Genomic DNA, 19,550 nt, shown 5'->3' on the forward strand with positions numbered 1-19,550 from the left:
TCTACGCCGCTTCTCAATCCCTTGGCTGATATGAGGAGCCACGCTTTGAGCGACGAATCCCTGTTTCGCGAGGTGGACGAAGAGGTCCGCCAGGAACAGTTCAAGAAACTGTGGGCCCGCTATGGCAAAGCCGTCATCGGGCTGGGCGTTCTCGTCATCCTCGGCGTTGCCGGCATGGAAGGCTGGAAGTACTGGCAGTTGAAGCAGTCGGAAACGGCGGGAGACACTTTCTTCTCCGCCGCCCAGCTTGCGACATCTGGCAAGGCGGCCGATGCCGTCAAGGAGTTCGAGTCGATCGACAAGACCGGTTTCGCCGATCTTGGCCGTCTGCGCGCTGCTGCCCAGCTTGCCACCGAGGGCAAGGCCGAGGACGCGGTGAAGCTGTATGACGCGATCGCCGCCGACGCCAAGGTGGACCAGACGCTGCGAGACCTCGCCAGCATCCGCTCCGCTGCCGTTCTGGCTGACACAGCCGCCTTCGCTGACATCGAGGCCCGGCTCAAGAACTTTGCCAATCCGGACAGCCCCTGGCGCCACATCGCGCGGGAGATCATGGCGTCCGTTCAGTATCGCCTGAAGGATTACGCAGGTGCGGACAAGCAGGTGCAGGCGATCATCGCCGATCCCGCAACGCCGCCGCAGCTGCGTCAGCGCGCCCAGACCATGGCCCAACTCATCCAGCCCATGGTGACCTCGCAATGAGGTTAGCCCCCAGGCTGCTGCTGGCTGTTGGCGTCATGACGCTGCTCTCTGGCTGCACCTACCTCGACACCTTTACCGGCCAGACCAACAATACGGTCCTGCCGGGCGCGCGTGAGGATGCCATTCCCGGCCGCCCCAGCTTCCCCGACAAGCCAGACCCCAAGGTTGGATCTGCATCTGTGGCATCTAACTCCATCTCATCTGGCCAGTCGGGTTGCGCGGCCAATGATCCGGGCTGCGCGCCGCCCACAACAACCAACGACACATTCAAAGATCCACAATGACAGCAACAGTCGCCATCATGGGGCGACCCAATGTTGGCAAGTCGACCCTGTTCAACAGGCTCGTCGGCCGCAAGATCGCCCTCGTCGATGACCAGCCCGGCGTCACCCGTGACCGCCGCGAAGGCGAGGCACGCCTCGGCGACCTGCGCTTCCGCATTTTTGACACCGCAGGCCTTGACGACATCAAGGGCGACAGCCTCGAAGCGCGCATGAGTGCGCAGGCCGAGATGGCGGTCGATGACTCCGATGTCGTGCTTTTCGTTTTTGACGCGCGCGCCGGCGTGACGCCGACTGACCGTGAGTTCGCGGGCCGCGTGCGCCGCCGCGGCAAGCCCGTGATCCTCGTTGCCAACAAGGCCGAGGGCAGGGGGCATGAAGCCGCACTCAACGAAGCCTACGAACTGGGCTTCGGCGAAGCGTTTGGCATTTCCGCCGAACACGGCGAGGGCCTCGACCAGCTCTATGACGCGCTTCTTCCTTATACGGAGGAAGCGGCGAAGCTGGAGCAGGAAGGTGACGACCGCGGTGACGGGCCGTTGCGTCTTGCCATCATCGGCCAGCCGAATGCCGGCAAGTCCACGCTCGTCAACACCATCCTCGGCGAAGACCGGATGCTGACTGGCCCCGAGGCCGGCATCACGCGCGATGCGATCTCTTCCGAGTTCGAGTGGCGTGGCCAGAAGATCAAGCTGTGGGACACGGCGGGCATTCGCCGCAAGTCACGCGTCGTCGGCAAGATCGAGAAGCTCGCTGTGTCGGACGCGCTGCGCGCCATTCGCTTTGCCGAATGCGTGGTGGTGCTGATTGATGCCTCGCTGCCAATCGAAAGGCAGGACCTTTCGCTCTGCGACCTGGTGGCGGGCGAAGGCCGCGCCGTGGTCCTTGCGCTGTCCAAGTGGGACCTCGTCGAAGAAAAGCAGAAGAAGCTCAAGGAAGTGCAGAGCGACCTTGAGGACGTGCTGCCGGAAATCCGTGGCGTCCCCGTGGTGACCATCTCCTCCAAGCAGGAGAAGGGCATCGACAGGCTGCTCGAGACCGTGCTGAAGGCCATGGAGCGCTGGAACAGCCGCATCACCACCGGCCAGGTCAACCGCTGGCTCGAAGGTGCGCTGGCGCGCAACCCGCCGCCCGCACCCTCGGGCCGCCGCATCAAGATCCGCTACGCCACACAGGCCAGCGCCCGCCCGCCGACCTTCGCGCTCTTCGGCAACCAGCTCTCCAAGCTGCCGGAAAGCTACACCCGCTACCTGATGAACGGCCTGCGCGAGAGCTTTGATCTCAAGGGCGTGCCCATCCGCTTCAGCCTGCGCGGCGGCAAGAACCCGTTCGACAAGGACAAGTAGGTTTCATCGTCACTTCATCTTCATCGCCGGGCTTGACCCGGCGATCCTCTTTGGTCGCCACTGAAAAGGATGCGCGGGTCAGGCCCGCGCATGATGAATTCAGGTGAGTGTGAAATCAGAACTTCACCGTGACAATGCCAAGATGCTCGAACGTCACCTCGATGTCGTCACCAGGACCTGCCGAGAAGAATTCGGTAATCACGCCGGTGGTGATGATCTCGCCTTCCTTGAGGCCCAGTCCATGACCGTTCAGGTGATTGGCCAGCCATGTCAGCGCCAGGTCGCCGCCGCCCAGTGCGTTTGAACCGACGCCCCCCTGCATCTCGCGGCCGTTCCACCAGACCTGGCCGCGCAACGCTGAATACTGCGCGCGCGACAGTGGTTTCTTCGCTTCGCCCAGCACGATGCCCTCGTTCAGTCCGCCATCGACGATGAACCACGGCACTTCTTCGCTGAAGCCCTTGGGGCCGCGTGGGTTGACGACCTCGATCGCCACGCAGACATGCGCCACGGCGGCCATCACCTCGTCGATTGAGTATTCGCGCCCGCGCGGAGCCAGGCCCTTCGCCATGGTGAAGCAGACCTCGGGTTCCACCACGCGCTTGTTCTCGGCAATGGTGGGGAACATCTCGCCCGAGCGATAGACGCGGTTGGTGAACATCGTGCCGGGGAAGGGGCCTGCGGCATTGAGTGCCTTCTGGGCGCGCTCGGAGGTGCAGCCGATCTTCCAGCCGGCCTGTTCCCAGCCCAGTTCCTTCGTCACTGCGCATTGCAGGTGAAAGGCGCGGTCGAGGTCGGGGGCGGTTGCTTCTGGCAGGTGGCTCAAGGGCGACTGGGACTTGCGGGCGGCAGCGAAGGCCGCGATCACTTGAGAGTCGCTCATGGTCTCACCTTGTCTCAGAACTGCTTGAACAGGCCCTTGGAGTCGTATTTCCACACGCCGCCATTGTCGCTGAAGGCGGGTTCGCACATCGGGATCAGCTGGGCTATCACCTCGTCGGGGTGCGGAAGGCTCATCGGGTCCTCGCCCGGCATGGCGGTGGCGCGCATGTTGGTGCGCGTCGGTCCGGGGCTGAAGCAATTGGCGCGGATGTGCGTCGTGGCGACTTCCGCGGCATAGGTCTTCACCATTGCCTCGAGGGCCGCCTTGGAGATCGAATAGGGCCCCCAATAGGCCCAGCACCTGTGGGCGAGGCCGGATGTCACGAACACCGCGCGCCCGGCATCCGACTGGCGCAGCAGCGGGTCCATCGAGCGGATGAGGCGATAATTGGCCGTGACGTTCACCGCCATCACCTCATCCCACAGCTTTGGCTCTACGTGCGCGACGGGCGTCAGCTTGCCCAGCACGCCAGCATTGCCAATCAGGATATCCAGCTTCTTCCAGCGTTCGAAGATGGCGGCGCCCAGCCGGTCGATGGCCGGGAAGTCCTTGATGTCGACAGGCACCAGCGTCGCGGAGCCGCCCACGTCCTTGATCGCGTCGTCGAGTTCGGTGAGCCCGCCCTCGGTGCGCGCCGTGGCGATGATGTGTGCACCTTCTTTCGCCAGTGCGACCGCTGCAGAGAAGCCAAGCCCCCGCGAGGCGCCGGTCACCAGGGCGACGCGCCCTTCAAGCCGTCCAGTCATGTGAAATCAGCCCGCTTCCGCCAGCAGCGACAATTGCTGCTTCTTGGTTTCGCCGACGAGGTCGGTGAGGTGGGTGGGGTAGTCGCCGGTGAAGCAGTGGTCAGTGAACTGCGGCCTGGCATTGTCGCGGCCCGGATAGCCCACCGCGCGGTAGACGCCGTCGACGGAGAGGAAGGCCAGCGAGTCGACGCCGATGTACTGGCGCATTTCTTCCAGCGTGTGGGTGGCCGCCAACAGCGACTTCTGTTCCGGCGTGTCGATGCCATAGAAGTCCGGATGCTTGATGGGCGGGCTTGAGATGCGCATGTGCACCTCCTTGGCGCCGGCCTCATACATCATGCGCACGATCTTCACCGATGTGGTGCCGCGCACGATCGAGTCGTCGATCAGCACCACGCGCTTGCCCTGCACCACGGCGCGGTTGGCGTTGTGCTTCAGCTTCACGCCGAGCGAGCGGATCGTTTGGGTGGGCTCGATGAAGGTGCGTCCGACGTAGTGATTGCGAATGATGCCGAGCTCGAAGGGAATGCCCGTCTCCTGCGCATAGCCGATTGCCGCGGGAACGCCGGAGTCCGGGATTGGCACGATCACGTCGGCGTCGATCGCCGATTCCCTCGCGAGCTCGCGGCCCATGCCCTTGCGAACGTCATAGATCGAGCGCCCGCCGAGGATGGAGTCAGGCCGCGAGAAATAGATGTATTCGAAGATGCAGTGGCGGGCGGGCTGCTTGGGGAAGGGGTGCAAGCTCTCGATGCCGGCATCCGAGATCACCACCACTTCGCCGTTCTCGATCTCGCGGATGTACTTGGCGCCAATGATATCGAGCGCGCAGGTCTCCGAGCACAGGATGTAGGCGCCATTCAGCTCGCCCAGGATCAACGGGCGGATGCCATTGGGGTCGCGCGCGCCAATCAGCTTCTTGTTGGTCAGCGCCACCAGTGCATAAGCACCTTCGAGCGAGCGCAGCGCGTCGATGTAGCGCTCGACAATGCGCGTCTTCTGCGAGCGCGCCACGAGATGCAGGATCACTTCCGTGTCCGACGTCGACTGGCAGATGGCGCCCTGGCCGATCAGCTCGCGGCGCAGCGTCAGTCCGTTGGTCAGGTTGCCGTTGTGGGCGACCGCGAAGCCGCCCACTGCCAGCTCGGCGAACAGCGGCTGCACGTTGCGGAGAATGGTTTCGCCCGTCGTCGAATAGCGCACATGGCCGAGTGCGGAGGAACCCTGCAGCCGGTTGATCACCTTCTCGGAGGAGAAGTGGTCGCCCACGAGGCCAAGGCGGCGTTCCGTCTGGAAGCGCTCGCCGTCGAAGGACACGATGCCCGCTGCCTCCTGGCCGCGGTGCTGCAGCGCGTGCAGGCCCAGGGCCGTCAGCGCCGCTGCGTCGGGGTGGCCATAGATGCCGAACACGCCGCATTCTTCGCGCAGGCGGTCGGCGTTCAATTCGAAGTCGAGGTCCATGCTCATTGGCCCGTCTCCTGTCCACCATTGTCCTGTGTCGCGGGCGGCGGCTGTTCGTTGCCACCGGTGCTTTCCATCAGGTTGTCCAGCTGCTGGCTGTCATTGCTCTTGTAACCGGGGTCGGTCTGCCCGGGCTCGGGTTCCGCTGATGTCTTGTCACCACCGGTGGCAAGCGCCGTGTTGTTCAGCGTGTCTGCGATGTCGGGCGGCATGAAGGAGAGAAGGCCCTCGCCCGCCGACTTGATCATCGGCAGCGAGTAGGCGCTCCGCACCCAGCTCTCCTGCTTGTCGAAGGGCGTGAGCCAGCCATAGAAAAGATAGGCGATCGCCACGAAGATGAAACCCCTGGCCACGCCGAAGACGAAGCCCAATGTGCGGTCGAAGGAGCCTGCGGCCGAATCGACCACCCAGTCGGAGATCTTCACGCTGATGACAGACACGATGATGAGCACGATCAGGAAGGCTGTGGCCCCCACCGCGATTTGCGGCAGGGGTTCCTTTTCGAAATAGGGCACGCTGGAACTTGCCCATTCGACAAGGCCTTGCTGCTTGATGGCGAAATAGGCTGCCACTGCCGCGGCGGCCCATGCGACCATGGACAGCACCTCGCGGGTGAAGCCGCGCATCAGCGCAAGCAAGCCGGACACAAGCATGATGGCAATAAGGATGAAATCGAGGAGCGTCAGAGGCATCATCAGTCCTAGAGGGTGCGCCACCCGGTTGAAGGCACCTTATAGAAAGCTTTTCAGGACAGGACTAGGCGATTCTCCGTTGTCCACGGTCCTGCGCGGCAGACCACGCCACCAGGTCCATGATCGTCTCGAGGCCCTTCACTTTCAGGCCCTTGACGGTCGGCTGTTCAGGCGTCGCGGCAACCACGGCCTCCTTCAAGCCCAGCTTCTGGGCTTCCTTGAGGCGGGCCTCGGTCTGGCCCACCGGGCGGATGGCGCCAGAAAGGGCGACCTCGCCGAACACCGCCGTGCCGGGCGGAATCACCGTGCCGGTGAGGGAGGAAAGGAGGGCCGCCGCTACGGCAAGGTCGGCCGCCGGCTCGCGCACCTTCAACCCGCCTGCGACATTCAGGTAGACGTCGTTCGGGCCGATTTTCACGCCGGCGCGGGCCTCCAGCACGGCGAGAATCATGGCCAGCCGGTTGGAATCCCAGCCCACCACGGTCCGCCGCGGTGTGCCGAGTGGAGAGGGCGAAACCAGCGCCTGCACCTCGATCAGCAGCGGCCGCGTCCCTTCCATGCCCGCAAACACGGCGGTGCCGGGAGTGGGCCGCTCGTCGGAGCCCATGAAAAGACGTGACGGATTGGTGACTTCCGCCAGCCCGCCGTCCGACATCTCGAAAACGCCAATCTCGTCAGTCGGCCCGAAGCGGTTCTTGACGGCCCGCAGGATGCGATACTGGTGGCCGCGGTCGCCCTCGAAATAGAGCACGGCATCCACCATGTGTTCGACCACCTTAGGGCCTGCGATCTGCCCGTCCTTGGTCACGTGGCCCACCAGAAGAACCGCCGTCCCCTTCTGCTTGGCAAAGCGGATCAGAGCCTCGGAACCGGCCTTGAGTTGCGACACGGTGCCGGGTGCCGCTTCGATGGTGGGGGACCACAGCGTCTGGATCGAATCGATGACGGCGATTGCGGGCGGCTTCTCTTCGGACAGCGTGGCGAGGATGTCGGAGACATTGGTTTCCGTCGCCAGCAGCACCGGCGCATCGTCCAGCCCCAGTCGCTGCGCGCGCAGCCTGACCTGGGCAATCGCCTCCTCGCCCGAGATATAGACGACGCGCTCGCCCTTGCGCGCCAGGGCGGCCAGCGCCTGCAGCAGCAGGGTCGACTTGCCGATGCCGGGGTCGCCGCCAATCAGCACGCCCGAGCCCGGCACGAAGCCGCCGCCGGCAACACGGTCCAGTTCCGCAATGCCGGTCACGATGCGTGGCGGTGCGGGGGTCTCGCCCCGCAGGCCCACCAGCCTGGTCGCCCGGCCCTTCGGCAGGCTGGCGCCCTTCGAGCCGGACAGCGGGGCGGCTGCCTGTTCCTCGACGATGGCATTCCATTCACCGCAATTGTCGCAGCGGCCGGACCACTTGGTGGAGGTTGAGCCGCAGCTCTGGCAGACGAATTGGGACGATTTGGCCATGCCCCTCTGTACCGGAACATTCAAGGAACGGAAAGGGGCAAGTTGCACCCCGAGACAAAACGGCCATTGGTCCCGGAGGGGTGGGGCACCTCCGGGACCGTCCGGGAAACGCGCTCTAGGTGATTTGCAGCGAGGCTGACAGACATGGGCCTCAAGAGCTTCCCGTGGCAGGCACGTCCTGCGAGGCGCCGGGGCAGGGCGGACCTCGCACATCGCCTCCGGGCTGTCGCTGGCGGAGTGACGATGATAATCAGGTTATTACACTAGTATAGGTTGTGAAATCAACTTTAATGTCAGGTATTCTGACGTAACGTCAGAGACCAGTCGCCTGGCGGCGTGCCCCCGGCCAGATGCCCAGCACCAGGGCGCAACCGGAAATGATCACCACCGCCCCCACCACCTGCGGCCATGATAGGCGCTCGCCGAGGAGTGTGGTGCCCGCCACCACGGCCACCACCGTCACCACGAATTCGACGCTGATTGCGCGGGTCGGCCCAATGGCCGCCAGCAATCCGTAGAACAGCACATACATGAGGGCACTGGTGATGAGGCCGAGCACGAGCAGCCACAACACGTCCGTAAGGCCCGGCACCGTGGGCAGCGGCACCAACAGGATCAGCGGCAGCGTCATCACCCCGCCCCACAGGAAGGAACCTATGGTGACGACCCATGGGTCGGTGTTCCGCAGTTTCACGCTCACATAGAGGCTGCCGCAGGCAGCGGAGAAGGATCCGATGATGGAGATGGCGCAGGACAGCAGGAAGTCCGGCGTCAGCGGCGCATCGGGAAAGCCGACCAGCAGCACGATCCCGACGAAGCCCATCACGAGCCCGATGATGCTGCGTTCGTTCAACCTCTCCAGCCCGGCAAAGCGGCCCACCACCATGGTGAACAGCGGAATGGCTGAGACGATAATCGCCGTCATGGCGGTACCGATCCTGGGCGCTGCATAGGCGATGCCGGCGAGTTGCATCACCACAGTGAGGAAACCCGCAACCGCCAGCGGCCACCAACCACAGCTGAAGTCCAGCTTGCGGCGCATGGCGAGTGCCACGAGCCACAGCGCGCAGCCCGCCGTCAGCGCCCGCAGGCTCACCGTTCCGGCCCAGCCGAAGGCCTTCACCACATGCACCAGCACCATGAAGGACAAGCCCCACACGAGCGCCAGCACGGCATATGTCACGAGGTCGCGCTGCTTCACGGTGTCAGGGTTTCTACGTTTGCCGGGTCACGGAATTTGGCCGCTTATAGGCACTGGATTTGATTTGCGTCATGGGCCAAGCCACGCGCCACGTGCAGTGCTGGTAACCGGAACATCGCCGCCCTCGTGCAGACCCGGGTGGCGAAGGGCGGAGCGGAGCGCGGGACGGCCTCCGCTCCGCCTGTCGTTTGTGGGTGAAATCCGGGCGATTCAACCCCATGTAAGAGCCTGCAAGGCATGGACCCCATGAACAAGGTAAAGCGCATGCTCATTTTCGTCGCCCTTCTGGCCGTGGCGGTCTTCGCCGGGCTCGTCGCCTTCTGGTATGTGCAGACCCGCAACGTGGAAATCGCGCGCTACAGCGTGACGGAAACCGACGGCCCCATCGAAATCCGCGACTATCCTGCTCTCACCGTTGCCGAGGTCACCCGCTCCGGCAGCCGCGATCAGGCAGTGCGCGCCGGCTTTGGTCCGCTCGCCCGCTATATATTCGCCAGCGAGCGGCCGGGCCCCAAGATCGCCATGACGGCACCTGTCACCCAGCATCAGGGTGAAGGATCATGGACCGTCCAGTTCATCATGCCATCGGGTTACACGCTGGACTCTTTGCCGAAGCCCGCCGGCGCCGACGTGCAACTGCGCGAGGAGCCGCCTGCGCACCGCGTCGCCATCCGCTTCAGCGGTTGGTGGTCGGACCCGCTGTTCACGCAGAAGAATGCCGAACTGCAGGCGTGGTTGCAGAAGAAGGGCCTCACAACGGTCGGCCCGCCGATCTTTGCTTATTACAACGATCCCTTCACGCCGGGCTTCCTGCGCCGCAACGAGATCCTCTACGACCTTGCACCCTGAGCCTCAGAAATAGCCCTGCCGCTTCTTGTCCTCCATCGCCGAGGCTCCGTCCTTGTCGATCATGCGGCCAGCGCGCTCCGAGCCCGAAGCCTGAACAGTCTCGAGGATCACCTCGCGCACTGTCTTCGCGGATGATACCATGCCGCCCGTCAGCGGGTAGCAGCCGCAGGTGCGGAAGCGCACCGGCAGCATCTCCGGCTCCTCGCCGGGGTGAAGCCGCATGCGGTCGTCATCGACGAGGATGATCTGCCCGTCGCGCGTCACCACCGGGCGCTCTGCCGCGAAATAGACGGGCGGCAGTGGAATCTCTTCGCGCAGGATGTAGAGCCACACGTCGAGTTCCGTCCAGTTGGAGATCGGGAAAACGCGCATGGTCTGCCCCGGTGCGAGGCGGCCATTGTAATTGTCCCATAGCTCCGGGCGCTGGGCCTTGGGGTTCCAGCCGTGGCTCGCATCACGCACCGAGAAAACGCGTTCCTTGGCGCGCGACTTCTCCTCGTCGCGCCGTGCCCCGCCCATGGCCGCGTCGAATCCGAGTTCGGTGATCGCCTGCTTCAGTGGCACGGTGCGCATGATCTCGGTGTAAAGGCTCGAACCATGGTCGAAGGGGTTGATGTTCTTCGCAACACCCTCCTCGTTGCGATAGACGATGAGTTCCACGCCGTAGTGCTTTACCACCCAGTCGCGGAAGGCAATTGCATCGCTGAACTCCCAGGTCGAGTCGATGTGCATCAGCGGGAAGGGCGGCTTGCCGGGGTAGAAGGCCTTGGCACAGAGGTGAAGAAGCGTGGTCGAGTCCTTGCCGATCGAATAGAGCAGAACAGGCTTCCTGAACTGCGCCGCCGTCTCGCGAATGATGTGGATCGCCTCGGCTTCGAGGCGGTCGAGGTGGGACAATGTCATGGGTTGCACTCCGGGCATTCGGCGGCTGTGGCGAACGTACGACCGTCGGTTCGTGGAAGGTGTTCTTCGTGGCGGCACAATGCGCAGCCTTTCACGATGCTGCGCACCAGTTGGGTTGGCGCACCGCAGTCCTCGCAGCGCAGCCCCGCCTCGTGGCGCAGGGTGCCGAAGGCCGGCGTGGAGCAGGCCGGGCAGGGTGTTGCAATACGGCTGGCGAGTTTTTCCGCCAGCTTGCCGATCTCGGTCATGCGTGTCGGATTGAGATGGGCGCGCATGTCAGTCTCAATGCGTGCACCTTCACCGCAGTGCCTCAGCAGGTGATCGAGCTCACCGCGTGAGTTGATGCCCTTGATGATGTGGTCGCTACTGCGCAGCACCACCGCATGCTCGGGAAACCCAATGCGTGCGAGGAAGCCGTCGACATCCGCACACTGCGTAATCCAGAGCGATGCGAAATTGGTGTTCTCGCTGACTGCCTGTTCCACCACCTCGATGCCGCGTGTGTGGTCGATGAAGACGATCATTTCCACGCCGCCCGCGAGGAAGGGAACGAACGGGTGCGGCCCGAAGCTGCCCTCGCTGGCAATGCCGATGGGCAGGCCCGTCGCCTCCATGCCCAGCTGCGCCTTCGTGCGGAGCGTCTCGCGCATCGAGGCAAGACGCGGCGTCTCGCCGGTGAAGGTGCCCAGCGCATCGGTGTCGATGCCCTGCGGCACTGTAACGGCAAGTCCCGTCATTGCCGCAAGGGGCGGGGTGATCGCCTTCTCTTTCCCGTGCTGCGTGGCGAGTGCCGCAATGAGGCCGTGATAGCTCATGCCGCCTTGCGCGCCTCGCCCTGCCGCTCCCAGGTGCCGCCGGGGCGGTAGCGCGCGCTCACGGCGCCATTCTCCAGCGCCAGAAGATGCAGCCAGCCATTGTCGAAGAGGGCTGCCACCTCCGGGTGCCTTGCCAGCACCGCACCAATTGCCTCCTGCGGCGCCTCGATCATCACCGTGAGTCGCAAGGGCTCGTGCACCAGCTTCTCGCCGTCATGCACGGCCTGCCACGGCAGGCCGGCGCGCAGTGTACCGCCATTGCCCATCAGCACGCCGATGCCGCCCACCACGTTGTGGATCAGCTTGTTGCCACCGCCGAACACGTGCGGAGCTACCGCCGAGCCGTAGTACTGCAGGCTGATCCAGCTCGCCACGACGACTGGCGCGGTGATGATCAGCTCCAGCGTGGAGAAGCCCTTGTCGGCGCGCCAGTCATAACTGTGCAGAAAGGCGCGCCCGCCGAGGTCTGCGCCGGCTGTCACGCCGCGCGGCGCGGCGATGAAGGTGGCACACCCAGCAAGCCCCCATTCAGGCCGCACCTCCGCCCAGTTCAGCGCGCGCTGCGTGATGGTCGTGGCTGACGATCCTGGCAGCCGTAGCGAACGTTCGGCTCGCGCCGCCTGTGCCGCCATTGCCAGAAGTGACCTGGCATCATTGATCCGTGCCCGTTGCGGTGGCGCGAAGCCGTCTTCGTAGAGTGTCACAGCATCGGTCGTCGTGTCATGCAGGCCCGCCACGAACAGCGTGTCTTCCGGCAGGGTGATGCCATGAGCGATGAGGCCGCTGCGTGCTTCCGGGTCGTTCAGCAATTGTGCCAGCAGCCGTGCCGAGACTTCGCCCGTGTGCCCGCCGCAGGCTCCGCAGTGATAGGCGCTCTCATACGGGTTGTTGGTCACATGCGCGCCATGGCCGATCAGCAACACCAGCGGCGCATGTCCGGTTGTGAGGCTCATGGCCTTCAGCACCGCGGCTGCCGTTGCCGCCTTCGCCTCCGCCGTCAGGCCTCCCTCGATGCGCGGCGCGGGCTCTTGCCTCTCCGTCTTCCTGTCGAGCGCCAGCGCATCCTTCACCAGCTTCGCGGCATAGCCTGGCCCTGCCGCCTCGACGAAGGCGAAGGAGGAGACCGCGGCCTGCCGGAAGCGTCCCCAGGCCCGCAGCGTGCGCGCCGTGATGCGTGCGTCCGTCTCCGCCTTGGGGCTCTCGTGTCCGGTCGAGGTGAGCGCGGGGTTGAGCAGCACGGGCAAGTGCGCCTCGGTCATCTCCGTGCCATGCGGGCGGTGCCTTACCGGCAGGCCGAAGAAGCCCGCAAAGCCGATCGTCTCCACCGTTGGGTCAGCCGCTTCGAGTGCGCGGCGGAAAACCTCCGAGCGCACGTCGATGCAGAAGGCTGCCTGCAGCGATGGCCTGCTCCGCGTGGTCTTGTCACTTGTCAACTTGCGCACGAGCTGGCGTTGATGTGCTCTCTCCAGTGCATCCTGCAGGATCGCGTCGGCCACGTCGTCGGCAGAGGCCATCACCGGGGCCGCGTGAGCCTCCATCACCTGTTGCCAGCTGCCGGCCACATAGGGGCGGTGCGCAAGCAGCGCTTCTTCCCAGATGAGGCGGATTGCCAGCAGGTCGGTGAGGGTTGCGTCGGTCGTGCCCTTCAATTCAGCCTCCCACAGCAGCCAGCGCGCATGCTGCGCCCAGCCGCCCAGTTCGACGAGCAGGCGATGGAAGGCAGTACCCGCTGCAGCCTCGCCGAGCCCGAGGCTTTCCGTCGCCCGCAGGATGGCGCGTTCGGCGGTGTCCGGCGCTTCGGCCACATGGGTGCAGAAGCTTGTGAGGCCCGCGATCTCGGGCGTCAGGTCATGCACCGCCCAGGCCCGCCAGGCGGCATAGGCGCTGCGCCCGGGCGCCGGTGACCAGAGCGCCTGGCCGCGGTCGAAGTGCCCCGCCGCCCACAGCCCGATCGCGCGCGCGATGATGCCGGTCCAGTCGGTGCCGTCGGTGCGTGCCGCAAGCTCCGCCAGCGTGGGCAGCGGCTGCGGCGCACTGCGGTCCTGCGCCAGCAGGGCCTTCAATGCTGTCACGTCATGGGGCTTGAGCGTTGATGGGCAGGCCGAGAACGCTGCCGCGAGATCCTCCTCGCACATCTCGCCGTCGCGCAGTTTCGCGGCATAGTCGCCGCGCGGTAGCGTGACGCGCGTGCCGGCGACGCGGGCCATCAGCGCCGCGGTGGTGGCGAGGTCTTTGGCCGTCTGGCCGAGGAAGGGGTTCACGGCCACCGTGGCGGTGAGCGGGAAGGCGGGGGGCACAGCCCGCGCGGCATCTTCCGCCGCCTTGAGCAGGCCATTGACGCGGGCCGGTGCGAATTGCGGATGCATCATGAACATGGGAACCTCCATCTGATGTCAGGTCGTGCGTGAGGTGCGGAAGCCGCCGGTCGCCCGGTCGAGCAGCGCGTTGAGGTAAAGCCCGTTGGCGAGGTGTACGCGCAGTCCCGTCGTCGCCGGGTGGTGCGCCCACAGCGGGAACAGCGCCTGCGCCACTGCAACGATGCCGAATGAGAGCAGTGCCAGCACGATCAGTGCCCATTCCAGCGGCCCGGCCTCCGGCGGTTGCGGCAGGCTCGACCCCCACAGCGCCTGCGCGATAAGCTGGAAGCTGAAGTAGGCAACGGCCGCTGCGGTGGCGGCAAGGCCGGTGCGCAGGGTGAGTGCGCGCGGTGCGGCATCGGCCAACCCCTGCGCCACCAGGTAGGCGACACCGAAGATCAGGATCGCCCCCAGCGCCAGCGACTGCGGTGACTTCGGCGTCATGAGCGAGAAGATGCTGGCGACGATGGCGAAGAGCGCGAGTGCCAGCAGGAAGGCTTTGGCCACCGCCGCGATGCCCGGCACCGCGACCGGCCCCGGCCGCTTCACCGCGGCAACGGCTTGCACCGCACCACCTGAGGAGAGGAAGGCATGTGCCTTGTAGAGCGAGTGCGCCACGATGTGCAGCAGCGCCAGTGTCCACAGTCCGAGGCCACACTGCAGCAGCATGAAACCCATCTGCGCCACGGTGGACCAGGCGAGTGCCGTCTTCACCGCGCTCTGCGTCAGCATCACCGCCGCACCGAAGAGTGCGGTGAGCCCACCGATCATGACGAGAGCCGCCATCGCGCCCGTACTCGCCTGCACCAGTGGCGCCAGCGCGATCAGCAGCACGCCGCCAGAATTGATGATGCCGGCGTGCAACAGTGCGGAGACTGGTGTCGGCGCCTCCATCACCTCGGTCAGCCAGCCATGCAGCGGGAAGGCCGCCGTCTTAAGCGCCGCCGCCAGCACAAGGAACGCGACACCGATTTCGGCGGCAAGCGGAAGCCCGTTCACCGCCGCTGCGCCGATCGCTGCCAGGCTGCCGGTGCCGAAGCTGCCGCCAATCAGCAGCGATGCGATGATGAGAGCCACGTCGCCTGCACCCCACACGAGCGAGAATTTTGCCGCCGCCCGCTGCGCCTCGGCACGCTCGGGGTAGAACAGCAGCAACTGCCGGAGCAAGAGGCCGATGGCGATGAAGCCCGCCACCACCACGGTGAGGCTTCCCGCCTGCACCAGTACCAGCACGGCAGCAAGCGTTGCCAGCATCAGCCCGTGGAAGCGCCCCTCGCGCGCCTCGCCGTCGAGGTAGCTGCGCGAATAGCGCACCACGATCCAACCGACGAAGCTGACGAGCAGCGCCATGCTCACGCTCACCGCATCAAGCCGCAGCGCCAGCAGTGCCGCGCCGCTTCCAAGGCTGAGCGTGGTGGGCCCCGTCCACAACAACTGCACCAACCCGGCCAGTGCAAGGCCCAGTGCGGCAAGCGTGGACCCTTCCGCGATGCGCGGCAGCAGGCCGGAGCGTCGGCCGGTATTGATCAAGGTGAGAGCGGCAACCGCCAGCAGGAGCAGGGGGGCGAGGGCGGTCAGCGGGGGCAGCGCATGCATGGGGTAACTCCGGTCCGGATGTGGACGGAGGGATAAGCGCATTCGCTATTCCATAAAATTATATCTTTTAACACATATCGTTCTGTTTTATGGAAGTGATATGAACCTGCATCATCTTCGCCTGTTCCGGGCCGTGGCAGCCGACGGCACCCTTACCGGGGCTGCCCGGCGGCTCAACCTGTCGCAGTCAGCACTTTCCACCCAGATCAAGGGGCTGGAGGCTTCCCTCGGACATGACCTGTTCGAGCGCCGGGGCCGCAGCCTCGTTCTGACCGAGGCGGGCCGCATCGCGCTGGACCATGCCGATGCCATCTTCCGCACCGCGGAGGACCTGGCCGCCGTGATGCGCGAGACGGGCAATGTCCGCCGTGCGCTCCGCGTTGGCGCGCTGGCGACACTGTCGCGCAATTTCCAGATGGAGTTCCTGCGCCCGCTGGTGGGCCGCCGCGATGTGGAGGTCATCCTGCGCTCGGGCAGCCAGGCGGAGCTGCTGCGCGATCTCGATGCGCTGGCGCTCGACGTGGTGCTCACCAACATGGCGCCTCCGCGCGAGGCTGACACACTGTGGCTTGTCCACCAGATCGGCGAACAGCCGGTCAGTCTCATCGGCACGCCCAAGCGGGTGGCCAGGCGCAAGATGCAGGTGCTGCTGCGCGACGAGGGGCTCGTGCTCCCTGCGAAGGATTCCGCCCTGCGCGGCGCATTCGACGCCTTGATGGCGCGTTATGGCGTCTCGCCCCACATCGCGGCGGAAGCTGATGACATGGCGATGCTGCGTCTGCTGGCGCGCGAGGACGCAGGCCTCGCCGTTATCCCGCCCATCGTGGTGCGAGACGAGCTCACCTCTGGCCTCCTCGTCGAGGTGGCGCAGCTCGACGGCATCCGCGAACATTTCCTCGCCGTCACGCGCGAGCGGCGCTTTCCCAACCCGGTGGTCGCCGAGTTGCTGACGAAGCCCTAGGGGCGCGCAGCAAAAGCCCTTGCGGAGAGGCTAGGCGGGCTTTCGGCGGCACCCAGCTAGGGCCCTAACTGACAAAATTCAAACCCAAAAAAAATCGTTACGAAGTCCATGGTGATCAGGCTGAATTTTATTTATGCCCCGAAGCTGACACGGCCGTCGCAGATCGTCGTGACGGGCCGCACATTGGCGATCTGGTCCTTCGGGGCCTGTTCCATGTCGGCGTCGAGCACCACCACGTCGGCGAGGTAGCCTTCCTTCAGCGTGCCCTTGGCGTGCTCCATGAACTCCATGTAGGCGCCGGCAGCGGTGAAGCCGTTGAGCGTGTCCATCAGGCTCTGCGCCTGCGGCGGACAGTCGGTCCTGAGCGGTACGACGGTCATCGCCGCCTGCATGCCGAGGAAGGGACTCAAGGGGGCAACCGGCCAGTCGGAGGAAAAAGCGATCACCGCGCCCGCATCGCGCAGCGTCTGCCAGGCATAGGACCATGGTAGCTTGTCCCCCACGCGTGACAGGATGGGCTCAGGCGGTGAGCCCGGCACCCCTACGCCCGCGATGGGCTGCAGCGAGGCGACGACGCCCAGTTGCTTCAACCGGTTGATGTCGGCGGGGTCGATCATCTCGATGTGCTCGATGCGGTGGCGCGAGTCGCGCCGGCCGTTCGCCTTGATGGCATTTTCATAGGCATCGAGCGTGCGGCGCACCGCGCCATCGGCGATGGCATGCGTCGCCACCTGCAGGCCGTGCCTGTCGGCCCGGCGCACGATCTCGTTCATCTCTTCAGCGGTGAACAATGGCGCGCCCATGTTATCCGGCTGGTCCGGGTAGCCCTCCAGCATAAGCGCGGTGTAGGTCTCGAGCACGCCGTCGACGAACACCTTCACCCGGTCGCAATGCAGCATGTCGCCGCCCGGCCGCGTGCGGCCATACTTGGCGCGCATGTCGGCGGCTTCCTCGACGCGCGCGATCTCGAAAGTGTTCTTCTGGTGGAAGGGCACTTCCACGCGCGCATGCATCTCGCCGCGATCAAGCAGCGTCTGCAGCAGTTCCAGCTGGTACCAGTTGCCATCCATGTTGTGCATCGAGGTGATGCCAAGAGAAGCCGCATGCGCGATGCCCTTCTTGAAGAAGCCGATGTCGAGCTCGCGCTGGGCCGCCGTTGCTGCTGGGTTGGGGCTCTCGCCCGTCGTCATGCCCAGCCATTCGCGTCCGCCCGTTGGGGTGAGGGCCTGCACCAGCATGTAGGCAGCGGGTTCGCGCAACTCACCGGTGGCAATGCCATTGTGGTCCAGCACGATCTCATTGCCGACGGGAAGGTCGCGGCCCTTCATGAGGCCCGCCGCTTCCAGCGCCTTGGTATTGGCCCACATGGTGTGGTGGTCAAAGCAGCCCATGATGAAGGGAATGTCGGACACCATGCGGTCGAGGATCTGCCGGGTGATGGGTTCGCCGAAGGCCTCATGCGCAATGCCGGTGGCCAGCAGCACGGGCTCGCCCGGCCGCTGCTTGCGGAACAGGGCAACGGCTTCTGCCACGGCCTCGAAACCGGTCATGCCGTTCAGCATCAGCGTCTCGAGTTCGACAGCACCGCCGAACAGATGCACATGGCCCTCGATGATGCCTGGCATCACCGTCTTCTGTGCGGCATCGATCACGCGCGTGTGCCTGGCCTTCAGCCCCGCCACATCGTCAAGCGAGCCGACGCGGATGATGCGGTTCCCGGCAATGGCCACGGCCTCGGCCCGGGGGCGGGCAGGGTCCATCGTCAGCACGCGGGCGTTGGTAATCAGGATGTCGGCGGCAGTCATGGCAGGCGGTCCTTTCGAATGAGCGGCGAAAATGCCCGCTTGACGAAACCGCGGCAAGCCCCCACCCTGCATGGCAGTATCAACAGCGAAAGGAGGTGATCCGATGTCGAGTGAGTTCACTGTGCCGGCGAGCCGGATCGTTGCCTCCGCGGGAACGCGGGGCTGACGCAACGATATCGAGACCGCCTCCGGCGCATCTCACGGAAAGGCCGCCCCCCGGGGCGGCCTTTTTCGCGTTCTCCGCGTCCCGCTCTCTCATTCATCATGCACGGGCTTGCTCCGGGCAGCCCTTTCGCCGATGCCAAAGAGGGTGCCCGGGACGGAGCCCGGACATGATGAACCATGGGCATGAGCTTTCTGTGCAATCGCTTTCCTTCCTGCGGCTTGTACGAGGAAGTTTCTCCGGGCGGCGGCGCTGGATTGCTGGGTCCTGTGTGTCGCGCTGCTGAAAACACTTGTCTGCGGCCCTGCCTCAGGCTTCAAGTCGGCAATGTCACCGGCGCAGCGTGCTGCTTCATCGCCAAGCCCCAGGACATTCGGAATTGGAGACCTGCCCGATGAATGTGCCGCCACTGGTCATTGCCTTGTTCACATGGGTTCTGGTGTTTGCTGCAGGCTTGGTCGGCATATGGATCGGCGCGCGGCTGCCCGAGGGCCATCGAACGGACGACAGCCGCAACGTGGTGTCGAACTCGATGGCGATGGTCAGCACCCTGACGGCGCTTGTGCTTGGCCTTCTGCTGTCTGTCGCAAATACGTCGTTCGGCGATAATCAGGAGCAGCTGATGTCGACCTCCAGCGACATCATCCGAATGGATCATTTGCTCCGTCTCTATGGAACCGAGGCGGATGGCTCGCGGGACCTGCTGAGGCAATACGCACATTCCATGTTGAATGACGTGTTCCCTCCGGACGGGAGCCAGCGCACCGTCGAAAACGAAGCGACGCTGGATCTTCTGGCGAAAGTGGAAAAATGGGCCACGCTGATGGTTCCGGCAAACGCAACACAGCGCTGGCTGCAGCCGCACATCATGGATGTGTCCGACAGGATCGTTCAGGAGCACTTCACGCTTGTGAAGCAGCAGCTCGATGCCATTCCGGCCGCGCTCTTGGTGCTGATGTTGCTGTGGCTCGTCCTGCTCTTCGCAAGTTTTGGCCTGTTTGCCCCGCGGCATCTGACATCCATCACCGTGCTGCTGCTGTCATCGGGCGCCGCATCGGGCGCCGTTCTCCTGCTCCTCGAGCTGGAAACACCACATCGCGGCTTCGTCAACCTGTCGCCAGACCCGCTGCAGCATGCCATCGAGGTGATGGAGAAGCACGCCAACGACGGGTGACGGCTCTGAAGGCGGAGTGACCAGGGCTGAAAGAAATCAATATTTTAGCCTTGTGGACTGTATTCCCGTCCCACATGCAGCCACGAGCTACGGCACCAGCTGCCAAGTCGCCGCTTGGCTTAAAAAATCATTTGCGCAGTTTTAAGTTGATGCTATTTTGAT

17 protein-coding genes are annotated in these 19,550 nt (G+C 64.8%); 6 read left to right on the forward strand and 11 right to left on the reverse strand.

Annotated features, from left to right (window positions below; translation table 11 throughout):
* The first annotated feature begins 45 nt into the window (after positions 1-45).
* From WCJ41_RS08700 to der, 3 genes are read left to right on the forward strand one after another with little or no spacing between them, the layout of a single operon-like run.
* Positions 46-702, forward strand: coding sequence for a tetratricopeptide repeat protein (locus tag WCJ41_RS08700; protein WP_336905460.1), 657 nt, complete (start codon positions 46-48; stop codon positions 700-702).
* Positions 699-986 (forward strand): hypothetical protein, encoded by a 288-nt coding sequence (locus WCJ41_RS08705; protein WP_336905461.1) that lies wholly within the window; start codon positions 699-701, stop codon positions 984-986. The genes WCJ41_RS08700 and WCJ41_RS08705 overlap by 4 nt, the downstream gene beginning before the upstream one ends.
* A complete protein-coding gene (gene der / locus WCJ41_RS08710) occupies positions 983-2,329 on the forward strand; it encodes a ribosome biogenesis GTPase Der (protein WP_336905462.1) in 1,347 nt (448 codons plus the stop codon). Before WCJ41_RS08705 ends, der begins: the two co-directional genes overlap by 4 nt.
* Before the next feature lie 115 nt (positions 2,330-2,444).
* Here der and WCJ41_RS08715 read toward each other — a convergent pair whose 3' ends face one another.
* From WCJ41_RS08715 to WCJ41_RS08740, 6 genes are all read right to left on the reverse strand, one after another.
* Positions 2,445-3,212, reverse strand: a complete 768-nt coding sequence (locus WCJ41_RS08715) for a fumarylacetoacetate hydrolase family protein (RefSeq protein ID WP_336905463.1) — start codon at positions 3,210-3,212, stop codon at positions 2,445-2,447.
* A gap of 14 nt (positions 3,213-3,226) precedes the next feature.
* Complete coding sequence (locus WCJ41_RS08720) at positions 3,227-3,958, reverse strand: SDR family NAD(P)-dependent oxidoreductase (RefSeq protein ID WP_336905464.1); 732 nt, start codon at positions 3,956-3,958, stop codon at positions 3,227-3,229.
* Positions 3,959-3,964: 6 nt separating this feature from the next.
* Positions 3,965-5,425 carry an amidophosphoribosyltransferase gene (purF, locus tag WCJ41_RS08725; protein ID WP_336905465.1) on the reverse strand — a complete coding sequence of 487 codons (1,461 nt, stop codon included), beginning with the start codon at positions 5,423-5,425 and terminating at the stop codon, positions 3,965-3,967.
* A complete protein-coding gene (locus tag WCJ41_RS08730) occupies positions 5,422-6,111 on the reverse strand; it encodes a CvpA family protein (protein WP_336905466.1) in 690 nt (229 codons plus the stop codon). Before WCJ41_RS08730 ends, purF begins: the two co-directional genes overlap by 4 nt.
* Positions 6,112-6,175: 64 nt before the next feature.
* Entirely contained in the window at positions 6,176-7,564 is a 1,389-nt protein-coding gene (gene radA / locus WCJ41_RS08735) for a DNA repair protein RadA (protein WP_336905467.1), read from the reverse strand.
* 313 nt (positions 7,565-7,877) lie between these two features.
* Positions 7,878-8,765 carry a DMT family transporter gene (locus tag WCJ41_RS08740; RefSeq protein ID WP_336905468.1) on the reverse strand — a complete coding sequence of 296 codons (888 nt, stop codon included), beginning with the start codon at positions 8,763-8,765 and terminating at the stop codon, positions 7,878-7,880.
* A 246-nt stretch (positions 8,766-9,011) separates the two neighbouring features.
* On the opposite strand from WCJ41_RS08740, the gene WCJ41_RS08745 reads away from it, so the two are divergent.
* Entirely contained in the window at positions 9,012-9,614 is a 603-nt protein-coding gene (locus WCJ41_RS08745; RefSeq protein WP_336905469.1) for a heme-binding protein, read from the forward strand.
* A 3-nt stretch (positions 9,615-9,617) separates the two neighbouring features.
* Here WCJ41_RS08745 and cysD read toward each other — a convergent pair whose 3' ends face one another.
* Genes cysD through WCJ41_RS08765 form a run of 4 tightly spaced genes read right to left on the reverse strand, consistent with a single transcriptional unit; the run spans position 9,618 to position 15,285 of the window.
* Entirely contained in the window at positions 9,618-10,517 is a 900-nt protein-coding gene (cysD, locus tag WCJ41_RS08750; RefSeq protein ID WP_336905470.1) for a sulfate adenylyltransferase subunit CysD, read from the reverse strand.
* Positions 10,514-11,332, reverse strand: a complete 819-nt coding sequence (locus WCJ41_RS08755) for a DUF6671 family protein (RefSeq protein ID WP_336905471.1) — start codon at positions 11,330-11,332, stop codon at positions 10,514-10,516. The genes cysD and WCJ41_RS08755 overlap by 4 nt, the downstream gene beginning before the upstream one ends.
* Positions 11,329-13,707, reverse strand: a complete 2,379-nt coding sequence (locus tag WCJ41_RS08760; RefSeq protein WP_336905472.1) for a DUF2309 domain-containing protein — start codon at positions 13,705-13,707, stop codon at positions 11,329-11,331. Before WCJ41_RS08760 ends, WCJ41_RS08755 begins: the two co-directional genes overlap by 4 nt.
* 18 nt (positions 13,708-13,725) lie before the next feature.
* Entirely contained in the window at positions 13,726-15,285 is a 1,560-nt protein-coding gene (locus WCJ41_RS08765; RefSeq protein ID WP_336905473.1) for a proton-conducting transporter membrane subunit, read from the reverse strand.
* Between the two features lie 100 nt (positions 15,286-15,385).
* On the opposite strand from WCJ41_RS08765, the gene WCJ41_RS08770 reads away from it, so the two are divergent.
* Positions 15,386-16,246 carry a LysR family transcriptional regulator gene (locus WCJ41_RS08770; protein WP_336905474.1) on the forward strand — a complete coding sequence of 287 codons (861 nt, stop codon included), beginning with the start codon at positions 15,386-15,388 and terminating at the stop codon, positions 16,244-16,246.
* A 131-nt stretch (positions 16,247-16,377) separates the two neighbouring features.
* On the opposite strand, the gene WCJ41_RS08775 is transcribed toward WCJ41_RS08770, so the two are convergent.
* Positions 16,378-18,051, reverse strand: a complete 1,674-nt coding sequence (locus WCJ41_RS08775) for an amidohydrolase (protein ID WP_336905475.1) — start codon at positions 18,049-18,051, stop codon at positions 16,378-16,380.
* A gap of 455 nt (positions 18,052-18,506) precedes the next feature.
* Between WCJ41_RS08775 and WCJ41_RS08780 the strand changes: the two genes are divergently transcribed.
* Entirely contained in the window at positions 18,507-19,388 is an 882-nt protein-coding gene (locus tag WCJ41_RS08780) for a hypothetical protein (protein ID WP_336905476.1), read from the forward strand.
* Positions 19,389-19,550 lie beyond the last annotated feature (162 nt).

Source organism: Aestuariivirga sp. (assembly GCF_037139295.1).
Classification (GTDB): Bacteria; Pseudomonadota; Alphaproteobacteria; order Rhizobiales; family Aestuariivirgaceae; genus Aestuariivirga.